We start from the raw sequence: 10,196 nt of genomic DNA on the forward strand, positions 1-10,196 counted from the left end.
GGGGAGCGGGCGCGGGTGCTGCTGGCGCGGGCGCTGGCGACCGGGGCGCAGGCCCTGCTGGCCGATGAGCCGACGGCCGGGCTTGACCCGGAGGCGCAGCTGATGGTGCTGGAGCGGCTGAAGGCGCGCGCGGCGGCGGGGCAGGCGGTGCTGGTCAGCCTGCACGATCTGGCGCTGGCGGCGCGGTTCGCGGATCGGGTGGTCGTGCTGGAGGGGGGTCGTGTCGTCGCCGACGACGCGCCGATGGCGGCGTTGACGCCGAGGGTGATGGCGGAAACGTTCGGACTGACGGCGCGCTGGGTCGAAGGGCCGGACGGGCCGCTGCTGTCGAGCGGCCGCTACTCCGACGGCTCGCCCTCAGGCGCGCGCACGCCGTCTTCGCCGGCGTAGCTATAGGGGCTGGGCCCCGCCGGGGCGCCGCGCCGCAGGTCGGAGGACAGGGTCAGAGGCGCCGAACCTCCGTTCAGGCGTGCGCGATAAACCTGCATGTTTTCCATGACTCGCATCATATAGTTGCGGGTCTCTGTGAACGGCGCGCACTCGATGAAGTCGACCGGATCGACGGCGCCGCCGCGCGGGTCGCCGCAGCGGGCGATCCACTGCGGGGGCCGGGCCGGGCCGGCGTTGTAGCCGATCGTCGTCAGCAGCATCGAGCCGCCGAAATCATTGGTCAGGTCGCCGAGGTGAAAGCTGCCCAGCGTCATGTTGAAGTCGCCGTCGTACAGCCGCTCATCCGAATAGGGCAGGCCCAGCTGGCGGGCGACGCTACGACCGGTGGCGGGCAGGAATTGCATCATGCCGCGGGCGTTGGCGTGCGACCGGGCCCGGGGGTCGAAGCTCGACTCCTGCCGGGTGATGGCGAGGGTGAACTCCAGCGGCGCGGCGCCGGGCACGGACGGCGGGATACGGACCGGATACTGGCGCTCGGGCATCAGGAAGCCGCGCTGGCTGGCGGCGCGGCCGACCATCATGGCGGTGAACCCTTCGCCGTAGTTGCGCGACAGGTCCATCAGCAGGGCCAGGCCGTTGGGACCCGGCAGGTCGTCGTCCAGCTGATAGGCGAAGACGCGGAACAGGCTCATCTCGCCGGTCTCGCCGAGGATGCGCAGGGCGCGCACGACCTCATTGCTCTCGAAGGCGGCGATGTCGGCGGCGGTCGGAACCGGATCGGCGGGCAGGTTGATGGTGGTCATCCCGGCCTTTTCAGCGGCCAGCTGGCCGTAGAAGGTCTGGATGTGCCGGGCGCCGTCCCGATAGTACTGGATGGCGGCGGGGGTGTTGCCTTGGGCTTCGGCGGCGCGGCCCAGCCAGTAGAGGGCGCGGCCCTGGGTGATCGGGGTCAAGGAGGCCTGGCGCAGGGTTTCGAAATGCCGGGCGGCGCGGGCCGGGTCGTTCAGCTTCACCAGGGCGGCCCAGCCGGCGAAGAATTCCGCATCGACCTTGCGTTCGCCGCCGGGGAAGCCGTGGCCGGCCATGGCGTCATAGGCGGCCTGACCGTTGCGGCGCTCGAGGGCGTCGAGGAAATAGTTGCGGCGCTCGCTCCACAGGGTGTTCTGTCCCTCGGTGTGAGAGGGGGCGGCGGGCAGGGCGGCCAGCAGGGCGAACCCCTCGGACTGGCGGTTCTGCGAACGCAGGATGCGGACGCGTTCCAGCGCCACGGCCGGGTCCAGCGCCTGGGTCGGGCTGAGTTCAGCCACGATGGCGTCCGGGCTGTAGGCGGTGCGCAGGGCCATGACGGCGTTGGCGATCGCCTGCCGGTCGGAGGGGACCAGCGGGATCATGGCGCGGGTCGCCGGACCATGGGGGCCGAGCAGCAGCATGTTCAGCCGCGCCGTGTGGTCGGCCTGGGTCAGGCTGGAACCCCAGCGGGTCAGGATGCGGGTCTGGGTCGCGTCGTCGAACGAGCGGGTCCGCCACCAGTCGGCGATTAGACGGCGGGCATCATCTGACCGGCCGCGCTGCTCCAGGGCGTCGGCGAGGGCGATGGCGCCCTGGACGGTCGTCGGTCCACTGCGGGCGAACAGATTGAGGGCGGCCTCGGGTCCGGCGTAGGCGCGGTCCAGCGCCCGCTCGGCGGCGGCGATGCGGCCCTCCGCGCGCGGCCAGCCCGCGAAGGCGGTGCGGGCGACGGCGAGGTCGCTGAGCGGCATCTGGTCGGCCGAGGTGTCCAGCAGGGCCCATTCGACCAGTTTGCGGGCGACCGGATCGCCGATCTGCGAGGCCGCGTTGCGGGCGCCGGAGATATCCCGCGCGCGGGCGGCGGACAGCCCCTGACGAAAGAGGGCCGTATCCTGATCGTTCAGCACGCGCGGCTGGTTGCTGACCGGTCCGGACGCCACGGCGCTGTAGGGGACTTCCTGGGGGATCAGGGTCTCGGGCGCGGGAGCGAGCAGGGCCAGGGCGGCCGCGAGGCTGGTAGCGATCATTGCCTGTCCGATCTCCATGCGTCGCGGTTGCGGTCGGGCGACCGGCAACCTACCCTCCAACGCTTAATATCCGGCGACTGTCGCCCCGATTTTCCACGCAGGACCATCTGTCTCAATGACCGCCCCCTTGTTCAAGGGCGTGATCACCGCCCTGATCACACCACTTCGTGACGGAAAGGTGGACGAAGCCGCCTTCACGCAACTTCTGGAACGCCAGATCGCGGCCGGAATCCACGGCGTCGTGCCCATGGGCACGACGGGCGAGAGCGCCTCGCTGACTCCCGACGAGCACAAGCGGGTGGTGGAGCTGTGCGTACAGGTCGCCGCCGGGCGGATCCGCGTGATCGCCGGGGCGGGCTCGTCCGCGACCGACAAGGCGATCGAGCTGGCGCGGTTCGCCAAGACCGTCGGCGCCGACGGCGCCCTGATCGTCACCCCCTATTACAACCGGCCCTCGCAGGCGGGGCTGGCGCAGCATTACGAGGCGATCGCGGAGGCCGTTCAGCTTCCCGTGCTGTTGTACAATGTCCCGGGCCGCACCGGCGTGGACCTGGCCAACGACACCGTCGCCCGGCTGGCGGCGCATCCGAACATCGTCGGCATCAAGGACGCGACCGGCGATCTGGCGCGGGTCAGCTGGATGCGGGCCCATATCGGGGGCCAGTTCGACCTGATCTCGGGCGACGATCCCAGCTACCTCGGCTACCACGCCCACGGCGGCGTCGGGGTCATCTCGGTGACGTCCAATGTCGCGCCGGAAGCCATGGTCGCCCTGCATGAGGCGGCGGCGGCGGGGGACTACGCCACGGCGCGCGACTGGCAGGACCGGTTGATCGGCCTGCACAAGGCGCTGTTCCTCGACAACTCGCCGGCGCCCACGAAATACGCCCTGTCGCGCCTGCAGCTGTGCACCGAGGAGATGCGACTGCCCCTGTCCCTGACCTCCGATGCGGTGAAGCCGGCCATCGATCGCGCCATGGCGGATGCGGGTCTGGGCTGATGGCGTCCACAGCCCCCAAGATGAAGATCATCGCCGAGAACCGGCGAGCGAAATTCGACTATTTCCTCGAGGACTATATCGAGGCCGGCATCATGCTGCTCGGCACGGAGATCAAGGCCCTGCGCGACGGCCGGGCCAATATCGCCGAGAGCTATGCGGCGGTGGAGGGACGCGAGATCGTCCTCGTGAACGCCGACATCCCGCCGTACAAACAGGCCAACCGCTTCAACCACGAACCGCGCCGGCACCGGAAGCTGCTGCTGCACCGCAAGCAGATCGACAAGCTGATCGGCGCCGTCCAGCGCGACGGCCAGACCATCATTCCGGTCAAGCTGTACCTCAACGAGGCGGGCAAGGCGAAGATCGAGATCGCCCTGGCCAAGGGCAAGAAGCTGCACGACAAGCGCGAGGCCACGGCCCAGCGCGACTGGCAGCGCGACAAGGCCCGGCTGATGAAGGAGCGGGGCTGAGCCCCGCTTCAGTCAGCTGACCGGCTGGGCGTCCAGAACGCCAGGCACCTGCGCCGTCATATAGGCGTCGACACCGCCGGGTCCGACCGACGGCTGGCTCCACTGCTGGATCACCATTCCCATGGCGGCGATCAGGCCCGCCATCAGCAGGGCCCAAAGCGCCGTCTTGCGTTCCTGAGGTGAAAAGACCCCGTTCGACCTACGCATCACAGCCCTCCAAAGCTGTTCGATCAACGCAAGCTACGCACGACTGTTCCTGGAGGAGGACGGTACACCCGGCGCCCGCTGATTCGCGTGGCAGGAGAGCCACACTCGCCGTTCAGGCGAGTGGTTTCGGGTCACGATTCGATGATCTGACGGGCGCGCTGGAAGATCGCCTCGAACATGGCGGGGGTCAGCCGGCCGGTGTTCGTGTTGAGGCGGGAGCAGTGGTAGCTGTTCAGGATCACATAGCCGCCCAGCGCCGCCTCGACGCCATGCCCGGGCGGGGCCGCCGAGCCGGACAGGCCGAGCGCCTTGAGCACATTCCGGCGCGAGACGTCGCCGAGGGTGACGATGACCTTGAGCCGGGGCAGGGCGGCGATACGGGCGGTCAGGAAGCTCCGGCAGGTCGCCTCCTCCCCGGGCAAGGGCTTGTTGCCGGGCGGGGCGCAGCGGACGGCGTTGGTGATCATGCAGTCGACCAGCTGCAGGCTGTCATCGGGCCGGGCCTCGTACTGGCCCGTGGCGAAGCCGGTCCGGAGCAGGGTCTCGTACAGAATCCAGCCGGCGCCGTCGCCGGTGAAGGGCCGGCCGGTGCGATTGGCTCCGGTGCGGCCGGGGGCCAGGCCCGCGACGAGCAGTCGGGCGCCGGGGTCGCCGAAGGAGGGGGCGGGCCCGTTGAACCAGTCGGGGTTCTGGCGCGCGTTCTCGCGGCGGTAGTCGACCAGACGCGGGCACAGGGGACAGTCGCGGGGCGGTTCAGACGGGGCGGTCGGCAAGGCAGGCGAATCCTTCGGCGGCGGGCGGGCGCGCACGCCTTCATTGGTGTAAGAAGCGGGAATGGAAAAGCCCGGCCCGCAGCACAAGGCGCCGCCGCCCGTTCCGCTCGACGGCGGGGCCGGGCTGGACGATGCGATCATCGTAGCCCTGGGCTGCAACGATTGCGGGGCCTGGGTCGACTGCCGCGAGGCGCTGGAGGCGGCGCTGGCGCGGTTCCGGGCGGAGGGGATCGATGTGGTGGCGCGGTCGTCATGGTGGCGCTCGGCCGCCTGGCCCGACCCGGACGATCCGCCGTTCCTGAACGGCGTGGCGGTCGTCCATACGGCGCATGGGCCGCATGCGCTGATGGCGGCGCTAGGCCGGATCGAGGAGGCGTTCGGCCGGCAGCGCGGCGCGGCCAATGCGCCGCGGACGCTGGACCTCGACCTGATCGCCTATGGCCGGACGACCGGCGACCTCGACGGCCTGATCCTGCCGCACCCGCGCGCTTCCGACCGGTTGTTCGTCATGGGCCCGCTGGCGGAGATCGCGCCGGGGTGGGTGCATCCCGACGGGGAGACGGCGGAGACGCTGGCCGGGCGGGCCACGGTCGGAAAAGACGCGACTCCGCTGCGCTAACGCCTCATTCCCGCCCATGCGGCGTTGCACAATTCCGTCTGACACTCTATTTTGTGCGGTTCTCCCCCCGCGCCCGAGGATATTCATGGCTCGCGTCACTGTCGAAGACTGCATCGAAAAGGTGCCGAACCGTTTTGGTCTGGTCCTGCTGGCGGGCAACCGCGCCCGCGCCATCGCCAACGGCGCGCCGCTGACCCTCGATCGGGACAACGACAAGAACCCGGTCGTGGCCCTGCGCGAACTGGCCGAGTCGACCGTGGCGCCGGACGAACTGCGCGAGACCGTCATCGTTGCGCTGCAGCGCGTCGACGAGCGGACGGAAGCCGAGGACGAGGCCGAAATCGTGGGCCTGCTGGCTGAACCCCAGCACATGAACATGGCCGAGGCCGAGCTGATCCGCGCGCTGCAAAGCGATCGCGACGGCGGCCAGGAGGAACGCTACTGACGGCGGACCCCGCCAACGGTATCACCATCCTGCCGGCGCGGCAGCCCGCGCCGACGCCCCAACCCGCCAATCTGAACGATCCCGGCGGCCCGCGTCCGCATGTGGACCCGGAACCCCATCCCCGCTCAAGGGTGCTGCGCCAGTTCGAACTGGTCGAGGCCGTGCGCGCCTATGATCCCACCGCGGACGAGGCGCTGCTGAACCGCGCCTATGTCTATGCGATGAAGATGCACGGCTCGCAGCTGCGGGCCTCGGGCGATCCCTATTTCGCCCATCCGATCCAGGTCGCCGGCATCCTGACCGACTACCGGCTCGACACGGCCACCATCGTCACCGCCCTGCTGCACGACGTGGTCGAGGATACGTCGGCCACACGCGACGACATCGCCGAACGCTTCGGCGAGGAGGTGGCCTCGCTGGTCGAGGGGGTCACCAAGCTTTCGCGGCTGGAGCTTCAGGCCGAGCACACGCGTCAGGCGGAGAACCTGCGCAAATTCATCCTCGCCATCTCCAAGGACGTCCGCGTCCTGCTGGTCAAGCTGGCGGACCGTCTGCACAACATGCGGACGCTGAAACACGTCAAGCCGGAGAAACGCGAGCGCATCAGCCGCGAGACGCTGGAGGTCTATGCGCCGCTGGGCCGGTCGATCGGCATCCATTCGATCGCCTCCGAGCTGGAGGAACTGGCGTTCGAGCATCTGAACCCCACGGCCCGGACCGCCATCGAGCGGCGGCTGGAGGCGCTGAAGCTGGAGCACGGCCGCGCCATCGACGGCGTGTCTCGTGAGGTCGAGCGGGTGCTGCAGGAGGCCGGGGTCCGGGCCCAGGTGTTCGGCCGGCAAAAGACGCCCTATTCGATCTGGCGCAAGCTGCAGCGCAAGTCGGTGGGCTTTTCCTCCCTGTCCGACATCTACGGCTTCCGCGTCATCGTCGAGGCCGAGGATGACTGCTACCGCGCCCTGGGCGTCATTCACCGCGCCTGGCCGATGGTGCCCGAGCGGTTCAAGGACTTCATCTCCACGCCCAAGTCGAACAACTACCGGTCCCTGCACACGACCGTGGTCGGACCGTCGGGCCTGCGCATCGAGATGCAGATCCGCACCGAGCCGATGGACCGCGTCGCCGAGGACGGGGTGGCGGCGCACTGGGCCTACAAGAACAAGTCCTACGGCTTCGACCGCGAGGCCATGGAGGCCGACGGCGGACGCGATCCGCTGCAGAACCTGCGCCACCTCGTGCAGGTGATCGAGCACGGCGAGGGCGGCGAGGACTGGGTCGAGCACGCCAAGCTGGAGATGTACCTCGAGCAGGTGTTCGTCTTCACGCCCAAGGGCTCGCTGATCACCCTGCCGCGGGGCGGCATGCCGCTGGACTTCGCCTACGCCGTCCACACCGAGGTCGGCGACACGGCGGTGGGGGTCAAGATCAACGGCGAACTGAAGCCGATGCGGACCCAGTTACAGAATGGCGACGTGGTCGAGATCGTCCGCGGCGCCAAGCGGGAGATTCCGGTCGACTGGCGCTCGCTGACCATCACGGGCCGGGCGCGGTCGGCGATCCGGCGGCACATCCGCACCTCCGAGCGGGGCGAATTCCAGAAGCTGGGCCGGGCGACGCTGGAGCAGACCCTGTCGCGCGCCGGCAAGACCCTCGCCGAGGTGTCGCTGAAGGCCATGCTGGAGACCTTCGCCTTCGCCTCGGAGGAAGACCTGTACGAGGCCATCGGGCGCGGCCGGGTGTCGGCCGCCAAGGTCGGCGAGACCCTGTTCCCGGCGCTGAAGGGCCGTCTCAAGGCCGGACCCGACCGCAAGCGGATCGGCGACGAACAGGCGCGGCTGTTCGTGCGCGGCGGCGGTCTGACGCCGGGGATCAGCGTCCATTTCGGCCACTGCTGCTCGCCCGTGCCCGGCGACCGCATCGTCGGCATCCTCGAGCCCGAGGCCGGGCTGACGGTGCACACCATCGACTGCCAGCAGCTGGCGGACTACGCCGACGACGACTCGGTCTGGCAGGACCTTCAGTGGACTCCGCAGGCCGAGCAGGGGGCTGTGGCGTCTGCGCGCATCCGCGCCACTATCAAGAATGCGCCGGGCGTGCTGGGACAGGTGGCGACGATCATCGGCGAGGCAGGCGGCAACATCCTGAACCTTGTGATGAGCCACCGGCAGCAGGACTTCTTCGACGTCGACATCGACATGGAGGTCGAGGACGCCAAACACGCCACGTCCATCATGGCCGCCCTGCGGACCAATCCGTCGGTGGATACGGTCGAAAGAGCGCGGGGCTAGGGCCTTGCGGCGGCGGCGGCTCCCGTTATGACAGCCGCCATGACCTCAGACGACGTACTCGACGAATTCCGCGGCGCCGGCGCCCTGCGCGAAGGCCATTTCGTGCTGTCCTCGGGGCTGCACAGCCCCGTCTTCCTGCAGAAGAACCTGGTGTTCATGGACGCGGCGCGATGCGCGCGCCTGTGCAAGGCGCTGGCGGAGAAGATCACCGCGGCGGTGGGATCGGTCGATGTGGCCATCTCGCCGGCCGTCGGCGGCATCATCCCCGGCTATGAGACCGCGCGCTGGCTGGGCGTGCCGTCCATGTATGTCGAGCGCGAGGGCGGCGCCTTCAAACTACGGCGCGGCTTCCATGTCGAGCCGGGGCAGAAGGTCGTGATGGTCGAGGATATCGTCACCACGGGGCTGAGCTCGCGCGAGTGCATCGCGGCGATCGAGGCGGCGGGCGGGACCGTCGTGGCGGCGGCCTGTATCGTCGACCGCTCGGGCGGACGGGCCGATGTCGGCGTGCCGCTGGTGGCTCTGGCGACCCTGGACGTCCCCGCCTATCCGGCCGACGCCCTGCCGCCCGAACTGGCGGCGCTGCCGGTCGAGGATCCCGGCAGCCGCCGGCTCGCGAGCAAGGGATAGGCGAATGGCGTCTCCGGTCCGTCTCGGCGTCAATATCGACCATGTGGCCACGGTGCGGAACGCCCGCGGCGGCGTGCATCCCGATCCCGTGCGCGCGGCGCGCGAGGCGCTGGCGGCGGGGGCGGACGGCATCACCGCCCATCTGCGCGAGGACCGGCGCCATATCACCGATTCCGACATCGACGCCCTGAGTCTGCTTTGCGCGGAGGCCGGACGGCCGCTGAACCTTGAGATGGCGGTCACCGACGAGATGCTGGTCATCGCCCTGAGGCACCGGCCGCACGCCGCCTGTCTGGTGCCCGAGCGGCGCGAGGAGGTGACGACCGAAGGCGGGCTGGCGGTCGCGGGCCACGAGGCGCGGATCGCGCCGGTGGCGAAGACCCTGGCGGAGGCCGGCATCCGGGTCTCGCTCTTCATCGAGCCGACGGCGGAGCAGGTCGATGCGGCCCAAGCGGTCGGCGCGCAGGTCGTGGAGTTTCACACCGGCCGCTACTGCCATCTGGCCGGCGACGACCGGGCCGTGGAGTTCGACCGGCTGCAGGCCGCGGCGACGCGGGCGTTCGACCTGGGGCTGGAGGTCCATGCGGGACACGGCCTCGACTACGTCACCGCCGCCCACATGATGGACATCGCCGAGGTCCGCGAACTGAATATCGGCCATTTCCTGATCGGGGAGGCCGTGTTCGTCGGCCTGCCCACCGCCATTCGCCGGATGCGCGCGGCCATGGACGCGGCGACGTGATCATCGGGGTCGGCGCGGACCTGTGCGACATTCGCCGGATCCAGACCTCGCTGGAGCGGTTCGGGGACCGGTTCAAACAGCGCTGTTTCACCGACATCGAGCGCGCCCGTTCGGACCGGAAGCCGGACCCGGCCTGGAGCTACGCCAAGCGGTTCGCGGCCAAGGAGGCCTGCGCCAAGGCGCTGGGCACGGGCATGAGGACGGACGTCTACTGGCGCGACATGGGGGTGGTGAACATGCGCACGGGCCAGCCGACCCTGGCCCTGACCGGAAACGCCGCGGAACACCTGTCCAGACTGACACCAGCCGGTCACGAAGCCCGGATACACCTGACGCTCAGTGACGAGCACCCTTACGCACTCGCCTTCGTGGTGATCGAAGCCTTGCCGATGGCTTAATCACGTTATACCGATTTCGCCGCAAAGACCGCGGACAGCGGCTGGGGGACAGAGTCACAATGAGCGACGAGCACAAGCCGCACGACGATCACGGCCACGGCGGGGGTCACGGTCACGACGATCACGGGCATGCTGCGCCCGACGCCCACGGTCACGACGACCACGGCCACGCTGCGCCTGCCGCGCACGGCCACGACG

13 protein-coding genes are annotated in these 10,196 nt (G+C 69.6%); 9 read left to right on the forward strand and 4 right to left on the reverse strand.

Annotated elements, in window-relative coordinates; genetic code table 11:
- A partial coding sequence (locus QQJ79_RS13570; protein ID WP_284223452.1) for an ATP-binding cassette domain-containing protein occupies window positions 1-390 on the forward strand: 390 nt, incomplete at its 5' end.
- On the opposite strand, the gene QQJ79_RS13575 is transcribed toward QQJ79_RS13570, so the two are convergent.
- Entirely contained in the window at window positions 339-2,426 is a 2,088-nt protein-coding gene (locus QQJ79_RS13575) for a lytic transglycosylase domain-containing protein (RefSeq protein ID WP_284223453.1), read from the reverse strand. The genes QQJ79_RS13570 and QQJ79_RS13575 overlap by 52 nt on opposite strands.
- Before the next feature lie 115 nt (window positions 2,427-2,541).
- Here QQJ79_RS13575 and dapA point away from each other — a divergent pair, with 115 nt between their 5' ends.
- A complete protein-coding gene (dapA, locus tag QQJ79_RS13580) occupies window positions 2,542-3,426 on the forward strand; it encodes a 4-hydroxy-tetrahydrodipicolinate synthase (RefSeq protein ID WP_284223454.1) in 885 nt (294 codons plus the stop codon).
- 20 nt (window positions 3,427-3,446) lie between these two features.
- Window positions 3,447-3,896, forward strand: a complete 450-nt coding sequence (smpB, locus tag QQJ79_RS13585) for an SsrA-binding protein SmpB (protein WP_200947906.1) — start codon at window positions 3,447-3,449, stop codon at window positions 3,894-3,896.
- Between the two features lie 12 nt (window positions 3,897-3,908).
- On the opposite strand, the gene QQJ79_RS13590 is transcribed toward smpB, so the two are convergent.
- Together QQJ79_RS13590 and QQJ79_RS13595 are read right to left on the reverse strand one after the other, a co-directional pair.
- Window positions 3,909-4,103 carry a hypothetical protein gene (locus tag QQJ79_RS13590; protein WP_284223455.1) on the reverse strand — a complete coding sequence of 65 codons (195 nt, stop codon included), beginning with the start codon at window positions 4,101-4,103 and terminating at the stop codon, window positions 3,909-3,911.
- 131 nt (window positions 4,104-4,234) lie between these two features.
- Window positions 4,235-4,876 (reverse strand): uracil-DNA glycosylase, encoded by a 642-nt coding sequence (locus QQJ79_RS13595; RefSeq protein WP_284223456.1) that lies wholly within the window; start codon window positions 4,874-4,876, stop codon window positions 4,235-4,237.
- A 61-nt stretch (window positions 4,877-4,937) separates the two neighbouring features.
- Between QQJ79_RS13595 and folK the strand changes: the two genes are divergently transcribed.
- The 6 genes from folK (at window position 4,938) to acpS (ending at window position 9,998) form a co-directional block, all read left to right on the forward strand.
- Window positions 4,938-5,495, forward strand: a complete 558-nt coding sequence (folK, locus tag QQJ79_RS13600) for a 2-amino-4-hydroxy-6-hydroxymethyldihydropteridine diphosphokinase (RefSeq protein ID WP_284223457.1) — start codon at window positions 4,938-4,940, stop codon at window positions 5,493-5,495.
- A gap of 85 nt (window positions 5,496-5,580) precedes the next feature.
- The gene (gene rpoZ, locus QQJ79_RS13605; RefSeq protein WP_284223458.1) at window positions 5,581-5,940 is read left to right on the forward strand and encodes a DNA-directed RNA polymerase subunit omega; all 360 of its coding nucleotides are present in this window, start codon (window positions 5,581-5,583) and stop codon (window positions 5,938-5,940) included.
- 101 nt (window positions 5,941-6,041) lie between these two features.
- Window positions 6,042-8,228, forward strand: a complete 2,187-nt coding sequence (locus QQJ79_RS13610; RefSeq protein WP_284223459.1) for a RelA/SpoT family protein — start codon at window positions 6,042-6,044, stop codon at window positions 8,226-8,228.
- Between the two features lie 39 nt (window positions 8,229-8,267).
- Window positions 8,268-8,858: an orotate phosphoribosyltransferase gene (gene pyrE / locus QQJ79_RS13615; RefSeq protein ID WP_284223460.1), complete on the forward strand. Its 591-nt coding sequence runs from the start codon at window positions 8,268-8,270 to the stop codon at window positions 8,856-8,858.
- A 4-nt stretch (window positions 8,859-8,862) separates the two neighbouring features.
- Window positions 8,863-9,600: a pyridoxine 5'-phosphate synthase gene (locus QQJ79_RS13620; RefSeq protein WP_284223461.1), complete on the forward strand. Its 738-nt coding sequence runs from the start codon at window positions 8,863-8,865 to the stop codon at window positions 9,598-9,600.
- Window positions 9,597-9,998 (forward strand): holo-ACP synthase, encoded by a 402-nt coding sequence (gene acpS, locus QQJ79_RS13625; RefSeq protein WP_284223462.1) that lies wholly within the window; start codon window positions 9,597-9,599, stop codon window positions 9,996-9,998. Before QQJ79_RS13620 ends, acpS begins: the two co-directional genes overlap by 4 nt.
- Window positions 9,999-10,003: 5 nt before the next feature.
- Here the strand turns inward: acpS and QQJ79_RS13630 are convergent.
- On the reverse strand, window positions 10,004-10,196 hold a 193-nt coding region (locus tag QQJ79_RS13630), incomplete at its 5' end, for a hypothetical protein (protein ID WP_284223463.1).

The organism is Brevundimonas denitrificans, from assembly GCF_030160755.1.
GTDB lineage: Bacteria > Pseudomonadota > Alphaproteobacteria > Caulobacterales > Caulobacteraceae > Brevundimonas > Brevundimonas denitrificans.

Coding starts and splice junctions, on each gene's coding strand:
- QQJ79_RS13575 (WP_284223453.1), bottom strand. CDS start 2,426: ATGATCGCTACCAGCCTCGCGGCCGCCCTGGCCCTGCTCGCTCCCGCG.
- dapA (WP_284223454.1), top strand. CDS start 2,542: ATGACCGCCCCCTTGTTCAAGGGCGTGATCACCGCCCTGATCACACCA.
- smpB (WP_200947906.1), top strand. CDS start 3,447: ATGAAGATCATCGCCGAGAACCGGCGAGCGAAATTCGACTATTTCCTC.
- QQJ79_RS13590 (WP_284223455.1), bottom strand. CDS start 4,103: ATGCGTAGGTCGAACGGGGTCTTTTCACCTCAGGAACGCAAGACGGCG.
- folK (WP_284223457.1), top strand. CDS start 4,938: ATGGAAAAGCCCGGCCCGCAGCACAAGGCGCCGCCGCCCGTTCCGCTC.
- rpoZ (WP_284223458.1), top strand. CDS start 5,581: ATGGCTCGCGTCACTGTCGAAGACTGCATCGAAAAGGTGCCGAACCGT.
- pyrE (WP_284223460.1), top strand. CDS start 8,268: ATGACCTCAGACGACGTACTCGACGAATTCCGCGGCGCCGGCGCCCTG.
- QQJ79_RS13620 (WP_284223461.1), top strand. CDS start 8,863: ATGGCGTCTCCGGTCCGTCTCGGCGTCAATATCGACCATGTGGCCACG.